Origin of the sequence: Paraglaciecola sp. L1A13 (assembly GCF_009796745.1) — a bacterium.
Lineage (GTDB): Bacteria > Pseudomonadota > Gammaproteobacteria > Enterobacterales > Alteromonadaceae > Paraglaciecola.
Genome location: NZ_CP047024.1, coordinates 2,524,643 through 2,550,447 on the forward strand (window position 1 = coordinate 2,524,643; position 25,805 = coordinate 2,550,447).

General features: G+C 38.6%; 25 protein-coding genes. 18 read left to right on the plus strand and 7 right to left on the minus strand.

All coding sequences use genetic code 11. The annotated features are described in order from the left end of the window. Nucleotides 1–129 precede the first annotated feature (129 nt). A protein-coding gene (locus GQR89_RS10450) for an IS3 family transposase (protein WP_370460941.1) occupies nucleotides 130–1,253 on the plus strand; the annotation gives its coding sequence in 2 pieces (ribosomal slippage) (nucleotides 130–358 and nucleotides 358–1,253; 1,125 coding nt in all). A 4-nt stretch (nucleotides 1,254–1,257) separates the two neighbouring features. Here the strand turns inward: GQR89_RS10450 and GQR89_RS10455 are convergent. The 3 genes from GQR89_RS10455 to GQR89_RS10465 form a co-directional block, all read right to left on the minus strand. After that, nucleotides 1,258–1,512 (minus strand): hypothetical protein, encoded by a 255-nt coding sequence (locus tag GQR89_RS10455; protein WP_158769992.1) that lies wholly within the window; start codon nucleotides 1,510–1,512, stop codon nucleotides 1,258–1,260. An 87-nt stretch (nucleotides 1,513–1,599) separates the two neighbouring features. Beyond that, the gene (locus tag GQR89_RS10460) at nucleotides 1,600–3,369 is read right to left on the minus strand and encodes an ATP-dependent endonuclease (protein ID WP_158769993.1); all 1,770 of its coding nucleotides are present in this window, start codon (nucleotides 3,367–3,369) and stop codon (nucleotides 1,600–1,602) included. Nucleotides 3,370–3,501: 132 nt separating this feature from the next. After that, nucleotides 3,502–4,467, minus strand: a complete 966-nt coding sequence (locus GQR89_RS10465; protein WP_158769994.1) for a hypothetical protein — start codon at nucleotides 4,465–4,467, stop codon at nucleotides 3,502–3,504. A 376-nt stretch (nucleotides 4,468–4,843) separates the two neighbouring features. On the opposite strand from GQR89_RS10465, the gene GQR89_RS10470 reads away from it, so the two are divergent. The 13 genes from GQR89_RS10470 to GQR89_RS10525 all read left to right on the plus strand — a co-directional run bounded on the left by GQR89_RS10470 (nucleotide 4,844) and on the right by GQR89_RS10525 (nucleotide 18,939). Beyond that, nucleotides 4,844–5,716: an integron integrase gene (locus GQR89_RS10470; protein WP_304611181.1), complete on the plus strand. Its 873-nt coding sequence runs from the start codon at nucleotides 4,844–4,846 to the stop codon at nucleotides 5,714–5,716. Continuing rightward, entirely contained in the window at nucleotides 5,703–5,876 is a 174-nt protein-coding gene (locus GQR89_RS21665; RefSeq protein ID WP_304611182.1) for a tyrosine-type recombinase/integrase, read from the plus strand. Before GQR89_RS10470 ends, GQR89_RS21665 begins: the two co-directional genes overlap by 14 nt. 742 nt (nucleotides 5,877–6,618) lie before the next feature. Beyond that, on the plus strand, nucleotides 6,619–8,469 hold the full coding sequence (locus GQR89_RS10475; RefSeq protein ID WP_158769995.1) for a PilZ domain-containing protein: 1,851 nt from the start codon (nucleotides 6,619–6,621) through the stop codon (nucleotides 8,467–8,469). Nucleotides 8,470–9,600: 1,131 nt separating this feature from the next. Next, nucleotides 9,601–10,524, plus strand: coding sequence for a hypothetical protein (locus tag GQR89_RS10480; protein WP_158769996.1), 924 nt, complete (start codon nucleotides 9,601–9,603; stop codon nucleotides 10,522–10,524). A 987-nt stretch (nucleotides 10,525–11,511) separates the two neighbouring features. Then, complete coding sequence (locus GQR89_RS10485) at nucleotides 11,512–12,144, plus strand: TnsA endonuclease N-terminal domain-containing protein (RefSeq protein WP_158769997.1); 633 nt, start codon at nucleotides 11,512–11,514, stop codon at nucleotides 12,142–12,144. Further along, on the plus strand, nucleotides 12,141–13,442 hold the full coding sequence (locus GQR89_RS10490) for a DDE-type integrase/transposase/recombinase (RefSeq protein WP_158769998.1): 1,302 nt from the start codon (nucleotides 12,141–12,143) through the stop codon (nucleotides 13,440–13,442). Before GQR89_RS10485 ends, GQR89_RS10490 begins: the two co-directional genes overlap by 4 nt. After that, nucleotides 13,442–14,110, plus strand: coding sequence for a hypothetical protein (locus tag GQR89_RS10495; RefSeq protein WP_158769999.1), 669 nt, complete (start codon nucleotides 13,442–13,444; stop codon nucleotides 14,108–14,110). Before GQR89_RS10490 ends, GQR89_RS10495 begins: the two co-directional genes overlap by 1 nt. Beyond that, on the plus strand, nucleotides 14,110–14,991 hold the full coding sequence (locus GQR89_RS10500; RefSeq protein WP_158770000.1) for an ATP-binding protein: 882 nt from the start codon (nucleotides 14,110–14,112) through the stop codon (nucleotides 14,989–14,991). Before GQR89_RS10495 ends, GQR89_RS10500 begins: the two co-directional genes overlap by 1 nt. Before the next feature lie 7 nt (nucleotides 14,992–14,998). Next, nucleotides 14,999–16,324, plus strand: coding sequence for a hypothetical protein (locus tag GQR89_RS10505; RefSeq protein WP_158770001.1), 1,326 nt, complete (start codon nucleotides 14,999–15,001; stop codon nucleotides 16,322–16,324). A gap of 784 nt (nucleotides 16,325–17,108) precedes the next feature. Then, nucleotides 17,109–17,534 (plus strand): BLUF domain-containing protein, encoded by a 426-nt coding sequence (locus tag GQR89_RS10510; RefSeq protein WP_158770002.1) that lies wholly within the window; start codon nucleotides 17,109–17,111, stop codon nucleotides 17,532–17,534. Nucleotides 17,535–17,681: 147 nt separating this feature from the next. Next, nucleotides 17,682–18,140 (plus strand): YeeE/YedE family protein, encoded by a 459-nt coding sequence (locus GQR89_RS10515; protein ID WP_158770003.1) that lies wholly within the window; start codon nucleotides 17,682–17,684, stop codon nucleotides 18,138–18,140. Continuing rightward, nucleotides 18,140–18,628 carry a YeeE/YedE family protein gene (locus GQR89_RS10520; RefSeq protein ID WP_158770004.1) on the plus strand — a complete coding sequence of 163 codons (489 nt, stop codon included), beginning with the start codon at nucleotides 18,140–18,142 and terminating at the stop codon, nucleotides 18,626–18,628. Before GQR89_RS10515 ends, GQR89_RS10520 begins: the two co-directional genes overlap by 1 nt. Nucleotides 18,629–18,636: 8 nt before the next feature. Next, complete coding sequence (locus GQR89_RS10525; RefSeq protein WP_158770005.1) at nucleotides 18,637–18,939, plus strand: helix-turn-helix transcriptional regulator; 303 nt, start codon at nucleotides 18,637–18,639, stop codon at nucleotides 18,937–18,939. Nucleotides 18,940–19,027: 88 nt separating this feature from the next. Here the strand turns inward: GQR89_RS10525 and GQR89_RS10530 are convergent, their stop codons facing one another. Next, nucleotides 19,028–19,288: a response regulator gene (locus GQR89_RS10530; RefSeq protein WP_370461075.1), complete on the minus strand. Its 261-nt coding sequence runs from the start codon at nucleotides 19,286–19,288 to the stop codon at nucleotides 19,028–19,030. A 276-nt stretch (nucleotides 19,289–19,564) separates the two neighbouring features. Between GQR89_RS10530 and GQR89_RS10535 the strand changes: the two genes are divergently transcribed. Beyond that, entirely contained in the window at nucleotides 19,565–20,446 is an 882-nt protein-coding gene (locus GQR89_RS10535; RefSeq protein ID WP_158770006.1) for a universal stress protein, read from the plus strand. A gap of 67 nt (nucleotides 20,447–20,513) precedes the next feature. Here GQR89_RS10535 and GQR89_RS10540 read toward each other — a convergent pair whose 3' ends face one another. Both GQR89_RS10540 and adhP read right to left on the minus strand, forming a co-directional pair. After that, entirely contained in the window at nucleotides 20,514–20,729 is a 216-nt protein-coding gene (locus GQR89_RS10540) for a hypothetical protein (protein WP_158770007.1), read from the minus strand. A 341-nt stretch (nucleotides 20,730–21,070) separates the two neighbouring features. Beyond that, nucleotides 21,071–22,666: an alcohol dehydrogenase AdhP gene (gene adhP, locus GQR89_RS21525; protein WP_158770008.1), complete on the minus strand. Its 1,596-nt coding sequence runs from the start codon at nucleotides 22,664–22,666 to the stop codon at nucleotides 21,071–21,073. Between the two features lie 298 nt (nucleotides 22,667–22,964). On the opposite strand from adhP, the gene GQR89_RS10550 reads away from it, so the two are divergent. The 3 genes from GQR89_RS10550 to GQR89_RS10560 all read left to right on the plus strand — a co-directional run bounded on the left by GQR89_RS10550 (nucleotide 22,965) and on the right by GQR89_RS10560 (nucleotide 24,833). Beyond that, a complete protein-coding gene (locus GQR89_RS10550; RefSeq protein WP_158770009.1) occupies nucleotides 22,965–23,429 on the plus strand; it encodes a cytochrome c family protein in 465 nt (154 codons plus the stop codon). A 124-nt stretch (nucleotides 23,430–23,553) separates the two neighbouring features. After that, on the plus strand, nucleotides 23,554–24,516 hold the full coding sequence (locus tag GQR89_RS10555) for a DnaJ C-terminal domain-containing protein (RefSeq protein ID WP_158770010.1): 963 nt from the start codon (nucleotides 23,554–23,556) through the stop codon (nucleotides 24,514–24,516). A 5-nt stretch (nucleotides 24,517–24,521) separates the two neighbouring features. Next, the gene (locus GQR89_RS10560) at nucleotides 24,522–24,833 is read left to right on the plus strand and encodes a chaperone modulator CbpM (RefSeq protein ID WP_158770011.1); all 312 of its coding nucleotides are present in this window, start codon (nucleotides 24,522–24,524) and stop codon (nucleotides 24,831–24,833) included. Nucleotides 24,834–24,884: 51 nt separating this feature from the next. Here GQR89_RS10560 and GQR89_RS10565 read toward each other — a convergent pair whose 3' ends face one another. Next, nucleotides 24,885–25,727, minus strand: coding sequence for a cation diffusion facilitator family transporter (locus tag GQR89_RS10565; protein ID WP_158770012.1), 843 nt, complete (start codon nucleotides 25,725–25,727; stop codon nucleotides 24,885–24,887). Between the last annotated feature and the right edge of the window lie 78 nt (nucleotides 25,728–25,805).

The following is a 25,805-nucleotide window of genomic DNA, read 5'->3' on the forward strand; positions in this document are numbered from 1 at the left end:
CCCATTACATAAAAATATTATTAGTTTTCATAACATGTGTAAAGTAAAATTTTCTGGATAAGAAATGTGATCTTCCCCTAACTTTGTAGACACTTTTTACTTAGAAACTGAAGTAAGGTAAAAAGTGTTATGAATAAAAAATATCCCGATGAATTTAAGCAAGAAGCCGTTCGCCAAGTGGTTGAAAAAGGCTATTCTGTACCTGACGTTTCTAAACGTTTAGGTATATCAGATAAGTCACTCTATTACTGGGTGAGTAAGGTAAAAGTACCCACTAGCCAATCGGCAGAGCAAGAAGAAATACGCAAACTTAAAGCTGAAGTTAAGCGCCTGACAGAAGAGCGTAACATCCTAAAGGAGGCCGCCGTGTACTTTGCAAGCGAGTCAAAGAAAGGTACACGTTCATAAAATCCCGACTCCATGTTTATCGTGTCAGTACCATGTGCCGTGTGTTAAACGTTCATCGTAGTGGATTTTACGCCTGGTCGAAGCAACCATTATCAAAAAGTGCACAGGACAATGAGCGCTTGCTTGAACGCATCAAAGAAAGTTATGTGCAAAGTGGGGCTGTTTATGGCAGCCCTAGGATCACGCATGATCTTAGGCGACAAGGTGAAAGGTGTGGTGTGAATCGTGTTGCTAAGTTGATGAAGCAGGCCAAGCTCAAAGCTAATATTGGCTATAAGCGACGCTACTTCAAGTCTTCTACGCCTCATATTGCAGCAGATAACCATCTACAACAGCAATTTGTTGTGAGCGAGCCTGATACCGCTTGGGTATCAGATATAACGTACATCAAAACCTATGAAGGCTGGCTGTATTTGGCCGTGGTGTTGGACTTGTTCTCACGAAAGGTTATTGGTTGGTCGATGCAACCTACAATGACATCAGATATCGTAATTAAAGCGTTACTGATGGCGATATGGAGACGACCTGCGGTATCAGAGGTGATAGTACACAGTGATCAGGGCAGTCAATATGCCAGCGGTGACTATCTAGACTTTTTAAGTGTTCATAATCTGATACCCAGCATGAGCCGCCGAGGCCATTGTTTAGATAATGCGGTTGCAGAAAGTTTTTTTCACTCACTTAAAACGGAGCGAGTGAAACGAAAAGTGTACGTGAACCGAAGTGAAGCCAAAGCGGATTTGTTCGATTACATTGAGGTGTTTTACAATCGAACTCGACTGCATAGCCACCTTGGACATGTGTCCCCAGATGAATATGAAAATACATATTCACAGGCAAGTTAAGTGTCTACGAAACTGGGGGAAGATCATATGACAGTTCCTTTGTAATTAAACTGCTATTTGATAACTCATTTACTTGAGCAGAAGCACTTGGTAAAAGATTATCATATTCGTCCTTAAGAAAATCGATCATTTCATCTAAACTCCAAGGGCCTAATGATGTTTTATAATCAGGAAAGTCTTCTTGAATTTGAATCCAGTCGCCATATTTCTTTTTAGACAATACGATATTTGAATCTGTGTAGATGAGATGTAGCTCCATTAATTTACTGACTTCCTAAAGCCCCACTCACCGGAATTTTGGGAGCGAAGCGAGTAAAAATTCCGTGTGAAGTGGCTTGTTACATTGCTATTCTGAAAATATTTTGACTAGGACTTCATTCTTGATAAATTCAGTCTCTTTAAATAAGTCTGGATTAGTTTTTAATGTTCTTTGTATCTCAGACTTTAATTCACCAAAAACTTTTTTTCCATACCTATAGCGCTCTACGTTATCCTCATATTTTTTGTTCAGTAAGCGAATTTGTTTTGCATAAGCCGATTGCTCAGGCTTCTTGCTCTTAAGATCATGATCAATTAGCCGATCTATAGAAGCATCCTTCGCTTTAACTGTAGCACGATGGATTAGTGTTTCAGCCTCCTCTATTGAAATTTCTTGATATAAAGCATTAATATGTTTTGGACAAATATACTCTGATTCTAAATCCACACCTTTAGTAACAAAAAAAACGAAACCACTTTTTTCGACTTTATCTTTTATAGAATCTATATCTTTATCAGTATGATAATCTCTATCTCTGTGAATAATTACTTGTATATCAGGTCTTTTATCTTTTAGATATTTGCCTAGAATGAGCGCCGAACTTATTTGATTGGCACCAAGATAAGAGTAAAATTCAGTTACTTCTGCATTGCAACCTTGCGCTTTAAAATATGAAATAACATGTTCATGCTTTTCATCCTCTGTTAATACAACAAAACGTACACTATCTTCAAGTTGAACTAACTTAGACTTTAAATTTTCAATTTCGCTTTGATGCTCATATATTTTAGTCAAATAAGGAGTAATAATTGGAAGTAATCCCATACTTTCATGAAGTTCATTAGTTTTCTCTTGCGAAACAACATCAACCTGAGTACAGCTATCTTCATCTTGTGAAATGTAAAACGTATTTACATTATCTCCATCAGTTTGATCAAGTGCATAAAATGCAGGAGAATGAGTTGTAATGAAAATTTGAATATCTTTTGAGTACTCTTTAAATGTTTTAGCTAACTCAAAGGCGTATCTTAACTCTAGATTATTTTCAGGTTCCTCAAAGCCCCAAATAGTATCGGGTTTAACATAACCCGCTCTTGAAATACTCCGTTCTTGTTCTGACATATATTTCAAAATCACAGGTATATGTCTAATTTTTATTCCATCACCGCGTTGCTTTAAGTGGTAAGTATTACCACTTAGTCGAACACCAAAATCTAGATTAGAAAATAACTGCTTAAAGTCCGAAGGAACTTGAATTGTATTTGAAATCCCAATTTGCTCAGATAAATCTTTAGTTATGCCTTTAGTTATTTTTTGGATTCCACTTATGAACTCTTCACCTTGTGCAGATAAAATATCTGCATAAGCTTCATTCAATACATCGTAAAGTTCACCCATTAAAGCTGAAAAGTAATTTTGTCCCTTTATCGCAGGAATATATCTATATCTAATTTTATCTAACCATTGTGACACGCCATCTCTAGAAGGTACTTCATTACCACTTTCTATATATTTTCTTTCTTCAATGATCGAGCCATCTTTTCTCCAGCGTTTTGTCCACCGTAACGGCTTTGCATGCTTAAAACGTCTTTTAGGTGGCTCAATGACTAAATCTATCCTAATTTCATTTCTGGTACCCTTGCCAGTATTTGAGTGATAACAGTAATCTTCTGAAAATCTAAAACGAGTATCCAAATCCGTTTCATTGTTGAAGAAAAGATTTAATGCTCTCAATAAGTTCGATTTTCCTTGGTCATTTTGTCCTACAAAAATATTAAGGTCTGAAAATTCCAATTTTTTGGTTACTGACTTTAATGAACGAAATTTTCTAATCTGAACAGACTTAATTATTTCCATTTAACGAGGAGACTCCATATTTCGATGCAATGTAACGCCCGCATAAACTGCGGAGTAAGTTGGACGCATTTTTTGCGCCTTTGTTTTATGCAAAAATTCGGACAGCTTTCGGAGTCAGATTTGATGCGCTTGTTATATTTTCATTATATTTACGGGTAAAGTTAAACGGGTATTTTCTTCCAGATCAGAGATAAATAACTCCCAATCGCCCTTAACAACCCGTTTTTGACAGTAAATTGATGCCACCCTTACAAAAGCCGAGGTCACATCTTTTAGATCGCTAACAAAAAGATCCATTTTATCTTCATAACTATTACCGTAGGAAAGAAATATCGAATCTCTATAATTAGCTTTACCGCGATATCTAAATGCTTGAAATAGATAATTTACTTGCCCTTTATTTAAGGCATCATCCCTCAAAGATTGTGCAGCTTTAGTTTTAAAATTATCTACACCAAGGTTTTTAAAGTCTCGAGATGCCTTTACTCGCTCCTCAACTTCCCACTTTTTGTAGTCAGCAGTACCACTCAAGTAGCTTAAGCAAGCGCCTTTAGCTTCATCTAGATTAGTAGAGTGAACATTCAAAGTGTAGCTATTTCCAGCTCTGAGAGTTTTGATTTGAGATTTAACATCTTTACCGACTAAAGTAGAGAGACATAAATTAAACGGGTAAGGCAACAATCCTTTTTCAGCAAAATCAGAATGCCATACTTTAGCTGTAGCAGTATGAGTTTCTTGTTGCGATCCAGATGAGGCTGCAACCATAGCACTGGCTGCAAAATATGTTGAATAATACCAAGAAACAATTGCAGAACGGATTACATCGTATTTATGTGAAACATCTTTATCTAAAGAATCTAAAGAAGCTAAGTTGTGGTATGCCATAAGCATATTTTCAAATACAAGTGTGTCGGCGCCCTCATTTTTAGGTCGGCGCTGTACTTTTTTATAAATATCATTTGTTATTTCATCAGAGAATTCGTCACTATTAACGACCTCAGATAAAGCCCTCATCCAATTGATTGTCCCTTGAATTGCAAAAGTCGGTTTTGGTTGATCTTTTGATTCAAAAAGTCTATTTAGTAACCACTGAGGCATAATACGTCCTTGAAAATATAACGCTGATTAACGAACCTTTCGTATATGTAACTGCTCGGTTTGATTGTTTTTTCGTCACTTTTAGTGCTTACTTTATGATTTTACTAACTATTATTCTCTTAAATCAGTCAAATTTGCAGCAGAACTAAAAAACAAAAGGAGCCTGACGGCTTCGACTCGACTTTAACGAGACTTTTTTCGCTTCCTATTAAAAACCATGAGCAAAATATTTTCCATAATTAAATTAATAACTTAGCGATTTTCTGTAAAACAAAGTGAGACCTAAGAAATCTATTTAATAGGAAGTGATAATGGTATTTTTCAAAAAACCGCATTATACCTGTTTTTACATACAGTCTTATTTAAAGGTAATATTATGTCCCGCTCTCCTTTTATAGAATCTATTAGAGTGGTTTTACGAACTAAGCATTACAGTCTGAAAACAGAAAAAGCCTACCTGCATTGGATCCGACGATTTATTTATTTCAATGGCAAGCGCCACCCCAAGGACATGGGTGAATTAGAGGTTGAGCAGTTTTTAACGCATCTAGCTATCGAAATTAAAGTCGCACCAACCACGCAAAACCAAGCCTTATGTGCCGTCATTTTTATGTATCGTCATGTGCTCGAAATGGATCTGACCAACATGTCCTTTCAGTTTGCTAAGACACCTGTTCGTGTTCCTGAAGTGCTAAGCCATAAAGGCGCGATTGCTATTATCGATACGCTGAAAGGTGTTCATAAAACGATTGGCATACTCATGTATGGCGGAGGTTTCCGCATATCTGAGGTGCTAAAGTTACGCTTAAAGGATTTTGACTTTGAACGAAGCACTATTTTTATCTTCCGTTCAAAAGGGCAAAAAGACCGTGCAACACTGTTCCCTGAATTGGCGAAAGATGCCATTGCCAAACAAATTAAAAAAGTAGAGAGCATCCACCAAAAGGACATTAATGAAGGGTACGGCCTGACATCGCTGCCATCTTCACTGCTTCGTAAATATGGAAAAGCTGCAACTAACTTGTCATGGCAATATGCTTTTCCTTCAACTACTCGATGCGTACATCCCTATGATGGATATGTTTGCCGCCATCATCTGCATCAAACCGCATTTCGCAAAGCGTTGAGAAAAGCAGTTCTAGAGGCTGGTGTTTTGAAGCGGGTTACATCACATACTTTTCGGCATAGCTTTAAAAAATGCGTCCATACATTTTTCCATACTGGCCATCCTGCGGATGTTCAAATTTAGTTCCAGACAAATTTGTGCAACTCGCTTACTTGAAACAGGGCATGACATTAGAGTGGTCCAAGAGTTACTGGGGCATGATGACGTTAAAACCACCCAAATTTATACTCATGTTTTAGGTAAACATAAGTCAGGTGCAATAAGTCCGATGGATGTGAGATGAAATATCGAAGGTAATGATTTCTATGTTTTAAAAAAATTAAATAGCGCCATGTGAATGTCCGCTTACTCAGCTTTTGATACGGTAGGTAAACATAAACCGATGACCGCTTTTAGCTCAAAGCCGAACTACTCAAATGTGCCAGTTGCTGTCGTTTACGGTCTAGCACTTAAAAGGTAGCTAATGTACGTATTACGGACATTAGCTCCATGGGGAAATGACGGCTGCAATTTGCGAATTGCCTACATTCGCTGACATAAAACATTAAGTATATATCCTAATTCGAAGCAGAAGTTCGTTCACTTGCTTAACTTCCTGTTCACTTCAAGCTTTGGGTATGATGTGACTTTTCATCCGGTGGGTATTAACAGACTCTTTCATAGCAGAGCATTACCAAATCTGAAAGATGGCTCTGTGCCAGTTTTGAGATTCAAGCAAACTAAATCAGAGATCTGCAGTATTTTCTTTTCTATTTTGGTAGGCGCTTCTATAATTGCTAAAGAGATGAAACAAAGTATCGTTTCATGACGCTGGCCATAAGCTAATATCTTGAATCTTATTTTCTTACACATTTATACTCTCAGATAGGGGCTTTATAAATGTACTGACGATGAGCATCGTTATAATCTGGGTAGCAGGAATTAGAGTTGTGTAAAGCTTTCAGAGTCTCCGTGCATTTTTATATAAAATCGAGTTGAAATAAGCTTAATGGCAACATCGGTAGTATAGCTGATAGGGAAAAATCATGGCGGACGATAATAGTTCAGAGCTCTATTTTATGTTGTTAGATGTTTTTGTTGCCCTTGTAATAATTCTGTTTTTTTCACAAAAGAGATTCAATTCATGGTCGGAGGCTCCACCTGATAGTTTTAAAGGAAAACCAATTGACTATATAAGTCCGAAGAGTTTTGTAGCATATTTTTTATTATATGCGTTGTCAATTGCTACCCTCACCTTAGCGCTCTACGGAATTCCTGGCCTTAGTCAGTTATCATTTTTTAAGCCTGTCTTAGAAGCATTGGGTATTAAGCAGGAAAGTCAGGGGTGGACAATTTTTGCGCTAATCTCCATTAGTGTTGCTAGTGTTGCGCCTTTGGAAAAGTATGAAAAAGAATGGAGAAAGAAGTTACACGGCTTTGCCCGCATTCCCAGAGATGTTGTTGAATTAAGAGGCAGTCTTCCATTGACCGATAGATTTATCCCAACGGACTATTATCTAAAAATTGCAAAAGAACAAATTATCAAATCTGGAGAAGAGTTAACCCCTCGTTATAAGTCTGTTGAGACTACATGGCTTGAACATCTAAATAACTTTTCAGAAGAGCATAAAAATAAAACAATTCATTGGCACTTTTTAAACAGTTTATTGTTGTGTGTAGTAGCTAAATCAGTTTGTCCACCGCGCTTACTTGGCCCAACAGATGAATCCGAACGCAGGATGCTAGAGCTAGGTAGCTTAATACTTAATCTAGAAATTAATGAAAGTCACAAATTTATCAACGAGCTTGATAGGATGGCAGAATATTTTGAAATCTGTATCTGCAAGAGCATTGTCAGAAAGTATAGTGACGAATCTGAAAGGTTTAACGCGTTGAAAAACTGTGGTTTTCAACCAAATGGGCGTGATGCTTTCAAATCTAAATTACTCACATCCTTGGGTCAATGCTTGGTTGGAGTTAGTTTTGTTTCGATCTTCTCTGTTGCAATGATACTCATGGTATTAGAGAACAGTATAGACACAGACCCAGCGAATTTTTTCTCAGACCGTTTCTTCCTTTGGTCCTTTGGCAGTTTCTTATCATTTTCTGTGGCTATCATGATAGCAGCAGTTGTTGCTGCGCAACGGAAAAGTGATAGGAGCTCTAGCCACTTGATATCGATTGCTACGTGTATTGCATTGTCGACCCTAGCGGCCGCGTTGTATTTCATTATTGTTAGCGATTTAGATGCTCGAAGTGAAAGTAATCCATTGGCACGTATAGTGTTGGCACTCTCATTTGCAATGCTAAGCCCCGTAGTTTATCGAGCCATCATTGACAATACGTTCGACAGCTACGAAGTAAAACGCTTGGCGTTCTACAATGGTTTTTTATTAGGTGGTACATTGATGGTAATGCAATGTGCAGTAAGTTACACGTTTAACATCCAAAATATCAGTTACAGTGGGCTTGTCGACTTTTTTGTCGCTCAAAACAACAAGATGATCTACCTCGCAATTATTGGTTTTTTCAAAGGGATAATACTGGGAACTTTTGTCACTTTCCTAATTCAGCACGCCAAACGTGCCCAATACTTGAAGAGCTTGAGGATCCACCCTAGGGCAAGTGTACAAATCCCCGTCAACGTAGCTTCTGAGGGCGCATCAGCAATCGCTATGGATATCTCTAAGAATGGTATGAAACTAGAAACCAAAGGAGACCTTAAGGCTGGGGACAAACTTAACTTTACCTTCATGCGAAGCGATAAGACTGAGGGATTAGTGAAGTGGACAAAGAGAAAATCTCGAGGCCGCCTAGTAGTAGGTGTCTTATTATCTCAGCAAAATGAAACGATAGTTGAATACCTCAGAGACAAGTACGGTGCATATTACGTGTAATTTGAGAAGGCGTATTACAATAGCTTTGACTTATTGATTGCGAGGCACAATATGCATCACCAAAGCGCATCTTTATCACAACACTAAAGATATCCTGGAATAGATTGTCTAAAACTTTGATCGACTCGATTAATATTGAGAAATCACCAGGGAAAGTATAGGAAACAACTAGGTTCATTGAAGTGCTGTTTTATTACTTTCCGTCAGGGTGGGCTTTAAATGTCTAAGGGAATAATGTGGAAATCCACAGTTATCAGTTGGTTTGTAGTCGGCCGATGTCTATGACAATGCTTTGGGAAGCACCTCTCTATTTTTTCTGTCTCCGTTCGGCTCACTTAGGCCTTTCAGAGTTAGTGTGTCATCGTCTGCAAATGGCACATTCCAGCTATTCGCGTATTTTTCTCTCATTGTGATTGATGCTAGGTAAGCACTAGAATTAAGCCATCATCGGATCATAGTATCGTGCCTGCATATAAATTTATCTACTCTGTGAATTTTAACTAAAAATCAATAAATACAACTATTACAGTCAGTATCACTATATTTTGGCTAATAGAATTTGCGATATTAAAAGTATCAAAAAGCCCAACAAACTATGTCAGTGAGTGTAAGGCTTTGGATCCAAACCAAATTTTCTTTGAACCGGCTTCGCTTATTTTAAACCGCATCATTTACCCCAACCTCACCAAATGATTGAGCATCGTCTTCTGTATAAGATATAAAAGACTAATGAGAAAATGCTGATGATATGGGAGTAGGCACGTTTGTTTGCAGGCTTATTTACAGACCACATCTATAGTCGGTATTGTGATAACCCTAAGCATTCGCGGTAAGCTAAATGATAAATGTTTAGATGATTTGGATTAAATATTACCACTGATGTTTAGCAGCTCAAGTAACGGTGTTTGAATATGACTTAGTCGCTTCTGCTTCAAGCTAAAAGGTAACTAAATAATTTGTTCTAAGCAAAATACTTGATACGTAGTCGTTCTACAAATTTCTAATAGAAGGAATTAACTTGCCGGAGAACCAGTTGATTTCCTATTTCAAGTGTCTGTTTCAATTTCATTTTTAACATTATGTACTAGGCTTTACAGTCAACTAAATAAAAAAACCATTTGAGGGATAGATATGGAAGAAGATTTTTGTTCGGCAAGTGAGAGTGAACCAAAAAATGGTTTCAAGTTACCTGCATCCGGATTGAAACGTCCCTTTAAAGCAATCCTTAAGGGACTTGAATTAGAAAAAGATTATGAAAGGTTAAGTTGCATTTTATTAGATGAAATCCCTGCAAATGCTGCTTCAAAAATACTTAGAATAGTTAAAGACCTAAGAGGAGACGACGAGTCACAAGACTCGGAAGCTAATAAGTCAGAGGAACAATTGGAGGTTTTAGCAGAACAAATTATAGAAGCTCACCCAATTGCAGTAGCATCCCTATGTCTTTCCTTAGCTTCAGATAAATCTATACATGAGCGACGCCAAATTATTCTTGCCAGCTACGCTAGCTTTATTCACGTAATTTTAAAAAAGATACTGACTAGGAAAATGAGTATAATTTTACATGGATTTTTTCATACAGAAGATTGTTTGAGCTTATGGCTTTATCGACCAGACCCTTTTAAAAAAACTTTATCAATCAAAGATCAGAATAATGAAAACATACTGACCGCTATAGGTTCCAGTGGATTAGACATTGAAATGAATCATGCATTAGAGATTTATATTGGCTCAGTAGGTGATAACAAAGATAAACAAGATCTGGCTCAAAAATTACAAGATGCCAACAAGAGCTTAAGAATGAATGAATATGCTTTTTTGGGGCATGATGACGCGAAAATTGAAAAAGAATTTAAGCGTCTCATACGAATTGAAGAATTTAGTATGACTCTGACCGAATTAAAGCTTAATGATAAAGCCCAATCAGTTCCTATTCCACCAGAAATGCCTGGCCTCAAACAAATGTTACAGTCAATGATATATACAATGGAAGCCCAAGATAGCATCGACAAAGCTCACCAAGAATCAGATAAAGTCGGAAGAGACTTATTATAAAGCACAAGCCGCTGAGGGAAGGACCACTCAGTACACACTGGTTAGAAATTATGACCCTTCTGTAGAATCTCTAAGTCGTTAACCTAACTTTAGAAGTGAGTGCAGATACAGCATATTTAGATGAATATAGGTTAGATGGATTTTATTCTTCCCACTCCTACTATCAATCAAGACTGGAAATGAACAAGATCTGATTTCAAATTCTAGCATTTGCAATATTTTGCAGGTCTCGATTCGAAGTTAGCGATGGATGAGTACCCAGACAATCGATGTAAAATGCTGGTAAATTTGTAGGGACCAGATTAAAAAAGCTTCGAATCCACCGTATTTCTGCTCACATTCGATTTTTATCACAAAGTTATCATTTGAGGTCGAATATCAAAATAATCAAACATATCTTATTTTCTATATATTTCAGAAACATTTGAATAATAAGTGTTTTTTGAAAAATTAAGCTCTTGATTCTGTATCTTAAATCATTATACTAGATAGACTAATAGAAGTGCGTGGTATAAGCATATAGCAATATATTCTATTAAACTTATTTGATTGCTTTTTGACCATAATCCAACAATTGGCAATTATATCTCCATTAAATTCCACATGAATTAGCGCAAAATAAACCTTCCATATTAGGTTCCAAATTTAATTTTACCGAGTATTTTCACAGTCATACGTGGTCAATGAAAAATAGACTGTGCATTTTTTGAACATGTAACTTGTTGAAACATTTCGTAATATTTTCCTCCCCTCCTTTTTAAACACGATTTATTTGTGCTTGATCCAAAATCAAAAGTTCTCGACCATACCTGCAATTCAGATTTTCGAGATAATCAGTCACATGAAAAATTTTGTCCTCAAGCCCCCAATCTAATTAAGTCAAACACCTCCCCCTTTTAGAAAGGGTCAACCTTTAAACCTAGCAAACTTTCACTAGACTGCAAATAACGGTCGGATTTTTTACGTTCAAAATTTTGGAGTAAATCAATGAGTCTCACAAAACCGCTGGTTCAAAGTAAACAAAAAAATCAGGTGTATTATTATAATTCGCCTAAGCACCCGAGACTCCTGTACTGCGAGTCATACTTCGAAATGCAAATGGTTCGAGCACTGGATTTTAACCCAAATGTTAAACGGTTTGTGACACAGCCATTCACTATTGCAATAAGCAAGACATGGCGTTACACCCCTGACGCTATTGTTCAGTACAAAGACAAAACTCCAACTACCGTATTTGAGTTTAAACCCTTGGTTAAGCTGAGGACCAATATCGCAGGCAGCGGTAAATTAAAGGGGAAATTAGCATTATATAAAGAAAGAATTACCATGAAAAAAGGCTTCGCCTTTGCCGTCCTTAGTGAAGATGCCTACTCCCCCATTGAGTTTAAAAATCACGACTTTCTGTACCCATCATTCAAAAATACATTGGAGTATGTAGAGAGTTGGTATCAATTGAATCGACCGGACAATTTCATTAGAACCTTTGGCGACATCAATGCTCGTTTTGAGTCACTTCTAGACCGCACTCTGGTGAAATCATGTATCGCATATGGTCTGGCCAAAATAGACCTGAAAAAATTAATTACTTGCAAAACACCCATTGTTTGGAGAAGACAATGAATAACTTTATCGATCAGATACCCCCGCCCACAGCAGGCTTTCGTTACGTAATCTTAGGGGACGTTTATGAAGTAGTAGTCAGCAATAACACTGATGTAATTCTTTATAACAAGATGACTGGAATAAAAGAATACACACCAAACAAGTTTATATCTCTTCTTCGAGAACATGAGATAAAACCGTATTTTGATGGAACTTATAAGACTGAGTTAACTAAAGCAGAGGAAATTAAAGTAGAAAGAATTAGGCTGTATATAGAGGCTATGCGGGCGCATCCAAGCCAAAATCCAGTAGCAAACAGCACGGTAGAAGAAATTAGCAATAAACTTCGAGTAACTCGTCCCGATGTAAAACCTTATAAACCAGGAACACTACAAAACCTTTTTAAAGAAGCACAATCATTTCGATTTAATTATACAAATTTAGTGGTCTCCAAACGACCTATACATAGTCGTACTATCGTTCAAATAGAGACCTATGAATTGATGACTAAGGCATTAAATGAGGTATTACTTAATAAGCCTGACATACCTCTAACAAACGTGTACCAGCATTTTAAGGCATTGTTTAACAAGGATTTTAGTTGCGGTACCCCTCCAACCTACAATACCTTTTTAAATTTTTATAATAAAATTTATCCCCGCTCTAATAAAGTGGCTAGTCGCGGGAAGGACTTTATCGAAAAGGAATACGATGCCCTAGTCGGTGTCATTGCTCCGACGCTCCCTCTTCGATCTGTCGAATGTGACGTTAAGCATATTTATATTTACCTTTCATCTCAAAAGCCAAAAACAAGTGGTGAGTATAGCGCGGTCAATACGAAATTAACTTTATATATGGCAATAGACGCATGCACGTCTGCGATCCTAGGATGTTATGTTGATAAGTCGGGTAATGAAAGCGCGAACGGCGTGTTGAATTTAATGAGTGATGTGATCGATACCAAGAATAATCCGTTAGGAGGACTGCCAACAGAATGGGTATTTGACAATGGTCCAGGATTCAAAAGCGACATTGTTAAGGATTTTAACGTTCAACTGGGGTCTAGTATTCGCTACGCCAGAAAACAGAAAGGTCGTGATAAACCTCATATTGAGCGGTTTTTCAAAACGCTAACGGATAAATTTCTATTAGAGCTAAACGGTTTCATTCCTAAACGTAATGGCAAAGAGATCGATTTAAAAACAATTTCCCGTCAGCCTCTATTAACACTAAATGAATTCGAGTCCGAACTTGAATCTTTTATACAAAACTACAACACCCGCAGCACTAATAAAAAAACACACAGAGGTGAATAATGTACCCTTCAGAAAATAATATTAGCCAATATAGTAGTCCTAGTGAAGCCTTTACGGCCTTAATTCAAGATCAGTTCCCCTTAGAGGTGCAGTTTGACGATAGAGTATTTCACGTCATAGATGTAGGAACAGCAAAAATGCATAAAACACATGGTTTTGTGAAGAACTTTATTAAATACGCGACTCATATAGAAATGTTCGATTATTTAGTTACTAAAGGGGCGCAGGACTCCGTGAAAGTTAGCGTATATGTGAACCCGAATGATGCTCGACAAGTGACTATTAAGGCTTTAGATCCTGTAACTCATGAAGAAATTACTTATCAAACACACAGTAAGGTTTTTCGAGATTATGAAGAGCCAATAAGTTTCAAAGAAGCGAAGAAGGTATTACTCAAAATAAGTAAAAATTATGATCCAATAATCCCGCATCAACAGGAATCAAAAGGGGTCATATCTCATAAAGGAAAAACTCCTAGTACAACTAAGACAACGATGAATAGTGATGATTTTTTAGCAGCTAGTGAAGATGATATTTTCGATAGAGGCGGTGTAATTACGGATAGAAAAGTCAGTAAAAAACTGGATAGTGATGCCCTGCCTAGGCAATCAGTAGAAGATGAGTTGGACTATGAACCTGATTGGGGTAACGAGGAGGATTACGAATAATGATAAGAGAAGGAGCGACAGAAAGATTTCAAGATAGAAATATTTTCATTCATCCTGCTTTTAACGAGCCTTTTCGGGTGTTAAAGGAAGCATACGCGTTAAGTTACTATTTACCTAGCATTGCTCTAGTCACTGGAAGAGCGGGAGTTGGGAAGACAACGCTCAGCAAACACTGCGAATCATACATAAATAGTCAGCCTTCGGAATATAAGGCACATCGAGTTCAGCTCAAAAGCGTTAACAGCGAAACTGATATCATTGTTCAATCGGCCAGAGGTTTATTTGGAATACCTGTAAAATCGACACCCGCTGAAAAATTAGATGCATTTTGCAGCTCATTTAAAAATCAAAACTACAAAGTTTTAATCATTGATGAAGCTCAACACATGCTCACACAATTAAAAGGTAAATCCAGCCAGAGGTACTCAGACTTTATTAAGGTATTAGCCGATGAAGGGATTTGTGTACTTTTATTCGGCGTAGAAGACGCTGAAAAACTCTTCACCACCGAAAACTACTCGTTAATGGTGAAAGGACAAGTTGAGTCTCGAGGTATGGCGAGATGTGAGATGCCTATCATCCCAAACTTAAACAAAATTAATGGCTCAGTAAATCCATGGGAAAAAACGATCAATTACTACCTAAAACACTGCCAAATGCCAGTGGACATAGACCTTACAGCGCGCCAAGTTCTCAATAAGCTATTTGAAGTTACAAACGGTAATTTTAGAGCCCTCGACCGTATTTTTACAATATGTCATCTACGATTTGAGTCCAATAAAGCGGACTCTATTACTGAGCAACTATTAAGTGATGTAGTCAAAGTGAATGTGACCCGTAACAAAGAAAACAATCCTTTTATTTCATTAAGCGGTAATTAAACTGACAATGATGCTCAAAAAAAGTCAAAGTTTATTCAGCTATGCTGTCAAGAGAGTAGCCGAGCTAAAACAATGCTCTCTAGCAAGTTTGTTTCAAAGAAAAGATATTAAAGTATTGTCTCAAAATGATTACTCATCCCTGTCTATGGATGCTGTGCAGTGGCTACGAGATATACCTCAAACGAAATTTAACACTTTCGAATACTCGCAGATTAGAATTTGCCCTCAATGTACCACTAAACATCACATTCACTTGAGCGAGTGGCAAATTCCAACAACCCTTTCATGTGAAATGTGTGGCTCTTTGTTAGAAGATTCATGTAGTCACTGTAGTAAATTGTTAAGTTGGATGCCCGACGCTGTGAGGGGTATATGCACAGAGCCTGGGTGCTCAATTCCAATAAAAAGAAGAGCTATCAGCCCACTATTAGGGGACCTAAGTTCCGAACAAATCTATGACTGTTTGTTAGCATATATGGTCTATTCAACCTATAAGAAAGGAGACTTGGTTTTTGATGTAAATGCAATTAGTTCGATCAATCAAGCTGTGAACATAGGCTTTGATTTACTATGCGAAAAAAGTACAGTGGATTCGTTCATGCAAGAATGCTTTGAACACTACTACGGTGAAATATTACCGCAGCGCCTATACCAGTTTCCGTTCAGAATACTTATTAGCAAACTGAAATTCCTTGAATGGCCAATTTTTGGTTATGAAGCATCAGTAAGTAATACAAAACGAAAGTATATAAATGTACCTACTCACAAATTATATATGTCTGTAAGTTCTATCTGCGACGCCCTGAACATTAGTAATGGCTATGTTACTGCATTTGATAAATTCAATATGATAAAGCCTAGATCCGGTTCCCGTATTACAAAAACAACACACATTAGTCTTAGTAAAGTCATTGAAAAACTACTACTTTCAAATAAAATTGTATCCCCGAAAGAGAGTTTAAGAGAAGCTATATGTCAGTTAAAAAGCCTAAATATTGATCCTGTTGAACTCGTTTATTTATGGCTCCAAGGATACTTCAAATTTGACTGGGTAACTTCATTTGATATCTTAAGTTCGATATATATAGAGTCTGAAGAATTTAAGAGGATTATCCTTAATAACAACAAGTTAGTATCAAATAAAGTCATAGATTTTGAGACAGCAAAGCTTCTATTGAATGTTGGAGAAGGCAACCTAATGAGCTTAATTAAATCAAATGTATTGCAGGCGAGATATATCGACGGCGAACCCAAAATGCGCTTGGTCGACGTGACAAATTTGAAGCTTTCTCCCAATGGTAAAAGACCTAAACAGACACTAATGTTTGGCTAGAATCATAATCTGGTGTCATATCAACGAAGAAAACTGCAATATTCTGTTTAGATTCATCCAAATCGAGTAAAAAATGTTAAATTAGAGGCTAATACAAACTTCAATATCATGAGCGAATAAGTATTTAATATTTCTGTTTCGCGCTGCTTAGGCGTATAAGTCAATCTTAATAATTACTTACCCTTCCCAAAAGGCCACTTTGCCTCAGTAAATTAATTTTTCGAAATCAATAGAGTTTAAGCCTAAGCTCGTCTCTCCAAACCCTAGCCAATCAGTTAAATAAGTAATATCCTTTCGTTTACCCCACTTTGAGCTTACTCATTATCAACAGCATATTAATAGAATTATATTGACTGGCTAGACGAGATTAGTTAATTTTAAAAAGTCTATGCATCTAATGGTGAAGCTGCTTTCCGGTGTGTTTGTAGCAAGCAAAATATTCCCAAAAATTTTGTAACATCCGAGTAATATTCCTAAAAACTTTGTAATTTTTTTAGATGACAAAAAATAATATCTCTTTAAAATCAAATGCTTACAAAAACAAAATTCCCAAAATGAATTTCAATTTACACTGTAGATAAATATGATTTTTAGGGATCTCACAGCGTTTCAGAGATTTGCTGCATACTTGGTTAGCGTATTTTGCTATCTCTTCTATATTTCTCCCTTAACGTTTATAAATAATAGTAAGAGTATTGCAAATTAAGTTAGCCCTTTTACCACAATATTATTTAGGATTAGCTCAAAGGATTTACCCTATTACTAATTAATGGAGCTTTGCATCGTGTCTAAGTTACAAGCTTTGGTTTATGTTTCGTCCGCCATAAAAATGTTAACCCCTGAACAAGTCGAATACCTTTTAACGCGTGCCAGAGAAAGAAACAAACAATATGGTGTTACTGGGGTTTTGCTATATATAGGAGGTAACTTCATGCAGTACATTGAAGGCCCTTCGTCTGAACTGGTATTAATCTACGATATCATTAAGAGCGATCCGGGCCACACTGGATTAATCGAACTGATGCATTGCGATATTGAGCAAAGAGAATTCTGTGATTGGGCCATGGCTTATTGCACAAAAGAGCGAAACGTATCAGTTCATCAATATAACGATAGAAGCATACTTGAGGATAAGCTGGGCTTTTCTGCATCCGATGAAACGCCATCGAGAACCTTGCTGCTTAACTTCTGGCTGAGAAATAGTGCTTAACTAAACGTTGTTATACAGGCGAATTTTTTAGGAAGAAAATACGTCTTGTTCTATTATTTATATAAGTAATAATAATATTTCACTTTGAATCCACCCACTAATATCGTATATTTACGAATAACGATATTTACAGGGTATTTTTGATCTATGAACACTGATTTTCTTCTTCAAGCCTTCCTTGGTGGCGGCTTAATCGGCCTTGGTGCCTTTATTCTGATGCTGTTTAACGGACGAATTGCGGGTATTTCAGGGATCGTATATGGGGCGATTTCTAACAGTGGTAAAAGTAATCTATGGCGCTGGTATTTTCTAGCAGGGCTGGTTATCGCGCCACTATTAACAACCCCTTTTGGTTTTTCACTACCTGATACCTTTGCCGGGTCGTTCAATGTGCCAGCAGATTCATTTTTTACTCGCTACCTTGTGATAGTACTCGGAGGGTTACTGGTAGGCTTTGGCACAAACTTAGGCTCTGGGTGCACAAGCGGCCACGGTATATGCGGCATTAGTCGTTTATCTTCACGCTCTATTTTGGCTACCGCAATATTTTTACTCAGCGCTATTATCACCGTGACCATAATTAAGCATGTATTGGGGAGTCTGTAATGAATAAACCTATATTTAGTGATGTCAAACCAACAACTGAGCCCCCTACTTCCGAGGTATCTAATAGCAAGTATAATGTAGTGGCTTTACTCGCTGGTCTTTTATTTGGTGCTGGCTTAACTATTTCCACCATGGTGGACCCTGCCCGCGTTATCGGCTTTCTCGATATATTAGGTGCTTGGGACCCCGCTCTAGCGTTTGTTATGCTTGGCGGAATTGCGGTTTACATGCCCCTGTATTGGTTGTTCGTTCGCAATAAGAATAAAGCGCTGCTAGGCGGGCCGCTGCATTTGCCAACCAAGCAAGAAATCGATAAACCACTAGTCTTGGGCGCAAGTATTTTTGGTATTGGTTGGGGCATTACAGGTATATGTCCAGGGCCGGCCATTACTAATCTAACAAGTGGTGATATCAGCATTTTTGCTTTCATAGTGGCGATGGTAATTGGTATGCTTATCGCAACAAAATATAAGAGTACATTAGGATAACAATATCAATGACCCTTGAAGACATGCGCAATAACGCTGATAAAGCAGCAGCGCTATTAAAGGCAATGGCGAATCAACATCGATTACTATTGTTGTGTTTATTAAATAATGGAGAAATGTCGGTATCTGAGCTTAACCAGCAGGTGTCAATTCCACAATCAAGCTTATCTCAGCATCTTGCAGCTTTACGACGAGAAAACTTGGTAGTGACTAGGCGTGATGCGCAAACTATTTACTATTCACTAGCAAGCGAAGAAGTAAAAGCGATTATCAATACACTTTATCAGCTATATTGCGCGCCTGAAAATTAGGCGCTGCATATTGTTATATCAGCAAATAGTGACCAACAAAAATCGTCTACAGCTGTACTGTCATAAAAGATCCGTTTTAAGTACCCTTTTATTTTTGTGCCGCGCGGTACACAGATAAAGTCCATTTCGTCACTTTTTCTTTCACCACGTGCTCATTGACCGGCTTAGTCAGATAGTCGTTCATACCGGCACTTATGCATTTATTGCGTTCACCAAGCATGGCATTTGCTGTCATAGCGATAATAGGAATATCTTTATATTCTGCCCCGGCTTCGCCTTTTCGAATACGTTGGCTGGTTTCGTAGCCATTCATTATCGGCATTTGACAGTCCATTAATACGCAGTGAATGACTTCGTTTTTGGCTCAGATTGATAAACCTTTATGCCGGAAAACCTGCAGGGTTTTATAATGTTTTTTATGGACGTCGGATTTATGAATAAATAGCACCAACAAGTCATACAACCAACGCAATATTTTAGTTTATGTTTACAGTTCTTATTTTGGTGTTAACGGGGTAGTATTTAGTTTAAAAACTTGTTTTAAAACAATTTTTCGTTATAAAAAATAGAATATTATGAAAAAAAGGCAACCACTGTTGCCAATAAATGATCAAGGGGCACACTAGTGAACGTAAAGCGCATTTTAGTAATAGCGGATCGCAAAGATTCTTCACAAAAGGCTTTGGCACACGCAGCGTTGATGGCGGAGCAATTCAAAGCCACACTGCACGTTGTCGGCTTTAGTTACGAGCGTTTGTCAGTTTTAGATGAAAGCATGACAAAAGAAGATATCGAGCTTGCCAAGCAAAAGATTATTCACGCTAACCAAACATGGCTAGATGAAGCGGTCGTCATGAATTCGTTACCAAAATCCACCACAGATGAGATGATCTGGAGTAAAGACATTGCCACTTGGGTAACCAAGCACTGTGTTGATCATAAATACGATTTAATATTAAAAACAGGCCATCGCAGTGAGCACGCGTTTTACGTGCCCACGGATTGGCATTTACTGCGCAATGGCAGTGCGCCGGTTTTGTTAGTCGCCGAGAAAAAATGGCGGAAAAAACAAGCCATTATGGTCACCCTTGATATGGCATCTAAAAAGAAAACAAAGCAAGCCCTTAACCAACAAGTTATTGATGCGGGTAAGATGCTTGCTGCTGCTAATGATATGCCATTGCATGTTTGCTTTAGCTTGGCGATTTCACCAGTACTAAAAGACTTAGGAATTGTCGATAAAAACAAATCAGTCAAGGCAGCGAAAAGTAAATATATTCCTAAAATCCAAGCTATGTTCGGTGATGATGGCATCCCGCTGGAAAATATTCATATCAAATCTGGCTACGCAGACAAGGTTGTACCCAGTGTGGCATCTGACATTGGTGCAGCGCTAGTTATAATGGGCAGTGTTGGCCGGAAAGGTTTGAAAGCAAAAGTATTGGGCAATACTGCTGAAAGCGTATTAGCCTTACTAAAAACAGACGTAATGATAATTCAGCCCTAGTTTCAGTTGTATCGGCGTCACGTCGTCTATTTCAATGATGATGATGGCGCCGCTTACAAACTTTACGTCACGCCGTCTGCATAGTTTCCACGCGTTTGAATTGATTCACACTAAACCAAAACATCGGCATTACCGCACATGCAACGATTATATTCGATAGCGGAACGGCTAACCATACGCCCGTTATTCCTATGTACTTAGGCAGGATCCACAAAAATGGTAACTGCACCAACACATTGCCTAATGACACAAATAAAGCAGACCCGCCCTTGCCTATTGTCACAAATTAGATAGCCAACAGAAAAAACAATCCATCTAGGTAAAGCGTAAAAAAGTACAGATTCAAACTGGTTTGCCAAACACATACATGTACGGGCTTGCGATCAAATGTTCTTAGGCACTATGTTGGAGATTGGCGTGGTAAAACGCTGCGACCGTTCCATTGGTCATATAGAAAGGTGGTTTATCGATCAGCTAAAAATACTTATCGCAAAATGATATACAGCTTCACGCACAACAAGAATGCGTTGCTAGAAAGTACCGCTAGGCCCATTCAAAAAATAAGCGGCCAATATCACTATTGACCGCTTATTTACTGATTTAACATTGGTTACGCGTACCGGCTCAAAGCGTCAACGAATATATAACCTGATGGGCATCATCACGATCCATTTTTTCAGTCATACCTAATTCACCAGCGAGCTTCCTCATATCATGATTGTCGGCTAATTCGATAGCATACAAAGAGCCAACATTATGCGCCTTGGCATACGCAATAAGATGTTCAGTCAGTAATTTACCTAACCCTTTATGTTGCCATTTATCACTTATCGTTACCGCAATTTCATAAGCAGAGTGTTCACCGGTGAAGGCGTAACGACTTTCGCCTATTTCTAATTCGGCTCCTGTTTGTGAGTCATGTTCTGTTGCTACAAACGCCATTGAATTTTGACCGTCAATCGTACAAAGGGTTTTTAACATGGCGTCAGACAAGGTGTTTATCCCGCCTAAGAATCGATAATGCTTCGTTTGCGCAGAGAGTCCGTTGACGAATTCAGACTCAAGTTGTTTGTCTTGCTCACTGATAGGTCTGATGGTGATTTTTTTGCCATCTAAAACATGCTCGCATACTTCACCAGGTATATGCTTGGTTGTTTCGCTAACCAAGGGCTCGTTATTGCCAACAGAATTATCGGTAAAATCAAGCACGATACGTGCAGCTACCTCCCCGGCTTTCAAACGATTAAGCACGTGATTCACATCAGACAGTGGGCATAACTCAATGTCAGCTTTAACTTTACCATCAGCTGCGAATGCCAAGGCTTCTGCCATGTCTTGCCTTGTTCCTACAAATGAACCTTTAATCGTTTTACAATTGGCTACTACGTCAAACAAATCTGTGGGAAATTCTCCAGGCGGTAGGCCCACTAACACGCAGGTGCCCGTTTTTCTGGTCATCTCTACCCCTTCTTTGAACGCTGTCATTGAAGGTGCCGTAATCAGTACGCCATGAGCCCCGCCGTTGGTCGCGTGTTTAACTTTTACCGCCGCATCTTGGCTAAAAGCGTTGACCACGGCGTCAGCACCCAGGCCTTTAGCGTGCTCCAGTTTAGAATCGTCTATATCAACTGCACACACTTTCAAGCCCATGGCTTTTGCATACTGAATCGCTAAGTGCCCTAACCCACCGCAACCTAACACAACTAACCATTGCCCGGGTTTAGCGCCCGTTTCTTTTATACCTTTGTAGCTAGTGACACCGGCACAAATAATAGGGGCAGCTTGAATAGCCGATAAACCAGCAGGAATATGCGCCACATAGCGAGGATCCGCGATAATATATTCGGCAAACCCGCCATCTTTACTGTAGCCGCCAAACTCAGCATCTGCACATACGGTTTCCCAAGCGGATAAGCAATACTCACAATGACCACAGGCTGAATAAAGCCAGGGCACACCCACCCTATCACCGACCTTAACTTGGTCAACGCCGGCGCCTAATGCGACTACTTTACCTATTCCTTCGTGCCCAGGTGTGAACGGTAGTGTTGGCTTTAAGGGCCAGTCACCCGCAGCGGCATGTAAATCAGTATGACAAACACCACATGCTTCAGTTTTTACTAAAATTTGCCCCTCAAGAGGTGTGGGGATTTCGCACTCTTGAATTGATAATGGTTGTCCAAATTGTACAACTTTAGCCGCTTGCATCATGTCTTTCATTGTTGATAGCCCGTCCAAATTATTTTGTATATAAGAGACCAAATGTATGGGGTTGCGTCTCTTACTGTTTTTATTTGAACAGACCTTAAATGATCGAAAGATTAACAAGTTGATAACGATCAATGAAACACTCAAGAATTGAAAATAGTTGCTGCACAAACCAGTAAAGAATAACAAACTCGTTTCAATCTTGATCAGCATCAAGAAGACAAAAACTAGACCCTTTCTTTTTGTCATCAGTGCGTTAGTTTATCTAATCACCAATGTTAGTAAAAAGCTTACAATTAAGGGTGTTATCATGAAGACAATACTGTTACCAAGTTTACTTGTATTTGCATTTTTTTTATCAGGTTGTAACAAGGGGCCTGACTCTCCTAAAGGGTTTAGTTTACCCAAAGGAGATGCAGAAAAAGGCGAGCTCGTCTTTAAAGAATATCAGTGCCTCGCCTGTCACAACCTCGAAGGGTATGACGAGCCTATGTTAACAAAAGTATTTAACGATCCCATTGAATTAGGCGGCACATCCGCTAAGGTGAAAACCTACGCTCAACTTGTTACATCAATTATTAATCCATCACATGAATTTGCGCCAAGGTCTAAAGTATTAGAGTCTGTGGTAGATGAAAATGGTCAATCAAAAATGATGGTGTTTAATGATGTTATGACGGTCACTGAGTTAGTGAATCTGGTGTCATTTCTACAACCTAAATACAAAGTAAAACCTATTCAATATACTAATTATATGCAGTACCAAGTACCTTAAATAGTGTGATACGCCAGTTTAACACCCTGTATGTTAAGCGGAGTTTATTAAGACTCCGCTTGTTTACAAAGGCCTTTTCAGTTACAAAAACCTTTTAAGTCGAGATTTAACGACGAGTAAAACGATGGAATTTAAAGAGTATTATGAAATTCTAGGCGTCCCCGAAGACGCTGAGATAAAAGAGATCAAAAAGGCTTACCGCAAGTTGGCACTTGAGTTTCATCCTGACATGAACCCAGATGAAGGTGCCGAAGAAAAATTTAAAGAAGTCGCGGAAGCGTATGAAGTATTAAAAGATACTAAGCGACGTGCCGAATACGACGAGTTGCGTAAATATGGTGGCCAGACTAACGCTGGGTTTACTCCGCCACCAGGTTGGCAAGGTAACGCTCAAAATGCCAATTGGGATAGTAGCGGTGAAGATTTTTCAGATTTTTTTAATTCAGTATTTTCTGCTCGCAGGTCTAGAGGCGGCGCGCAAAATGGAGCATTTAATCAAGGGCGGCATCAAGCCGACTACGCGATGAAAGGGCAAGATGCAGAAATTGAAGTGCCGATTTTTTTAGAAGATACCCTAAAAGACGCCTCGAAAACTGTTGAGTTTATGCAATCTGAAGTGCAAAACGGTCAGATGGTAAAACAGAAAAGAACGTTGAAGGTGAAGATCCCTCACGGCGTTGTTGATGGTCAGCGTATCCGCCTCAAAGGTCAAGGTGGAAAAGGTGCCCATGGTGGCGAAAGCGGTGATCTTTATCTACACATTCGACTTGTTCCTCACCCATTGTTTGACGTTCAAGGCCATGATTTGATCATTACTCTGCCTATTGCACCATGGGAAGCGACCTTAGGGGCCGACGTGACCGTTCCAACACTAGATGGAAAAGTTAAAATGACCATTCAACCGAACAGTCAAAGCGGCCAAAAGCTGAGGATCAAAGGAAAAGGTCTCAAGCGCAAATCCGGTAGTGGTGATTTATACGCAGTACTGAAAATAGTTAATCCGCCCAGCAGTAACGAAAAAGCCGATAACCTATGGAAAGAACTCGCAAAAGCGAACACGTTTAACCCCAGAGAAGAGTGGAGCTAATAGCAATGAGCGAAACTATATTAAAAATCTCAGTTGACGAATTGTGCGAAAACATTGAAATCGATCACGATCTTGTCATTGAAGTCGTTGAGTACGGGATTGCTGAGCCCATCGAGGGCCAGTCCCTAGCAGAATGGAAATTTGACCCCACAAGTGTGCACTGGTTAAAAAAAGCAATCCGTCTCAACAAACAGCTAGAAATAGACTGGATAGCCGTTGCTATGGTTATCGATTTATTAAAGCAGCGTGAAGCCCTTGAATATAAAAATCAAAATTTACAACGACAATTAGCGCGTTTCTGGGAATCCGAGACCTAATTAGCAAACCAATCAAGCTGATGTTTGTCTAGCCCACTTTATTGATAAACACTACTTGCTTGGTTTAGGTTCAATATGTACCAATACATCTTGTATATTAAACTTACTTGCTAAGATGGCTTCGATTTCATCGGCTATATGATGGGATTCTATGGTCGGTAAGTCTGGATCGACGGTTACAATAACATCGGCTACTCGGCCATTGGCGCCGGTTCGTGAACGTACTCTGATGACAGAACTGACCTCTTTCAAATTATTTACTTCAGCTGAAATAGTACTAGGATCAATATCGCTGTAATCGACCAGTATCGGAATAGCGCGTTGAAAAAGCTTAAACGCTAAATAGAAAATCAACAGCGAAACAATGCTCGCAAACACCGTGTCCAGCCAGTAATAACCTTGTGCCGCAAGCTGCCAACCAACAATAACCACCACTGTGGTCAAAACATCACTCAAGGTGTGACTTGCATCAGCCTGCAGAATATCCGACTCAAGACGATTTGCCCAATATCGTTCCCAGATAGTCAGCAGAATATTGGCCACGAGGGTGCAAATTAATATAACAAGTCCTAAAAAATTTTGCTCAACGGGTTCGCCAAAGCGATTATATGCACCAATTAACATTTCAAATGCCACAATGCTCAATAATGATGCTAGCCCAAACACGGCTATTTGCTCAAATTTTTGATGCCCATACTGATGATCTTTATCAGCAGGTGAATTCGCAATATTGGTTGCCATCCATGCCAAAACATTGTTTATAACATCTGTGAATGAATGTACCGCATCAGCAATAACAGCGGCTGAATTAGCAGAAATACCAACCCCTAATTTAACAACACTCATCAGTAAATTGACACTGCCCTCAATAAGCAACACGCGTTTAACATTCATTTATATCCACCTTTTATGATATACAATAATCCTAAGTGAGTTGTCGTGACCCGTATTGTTGTCTTATAACCTTATATA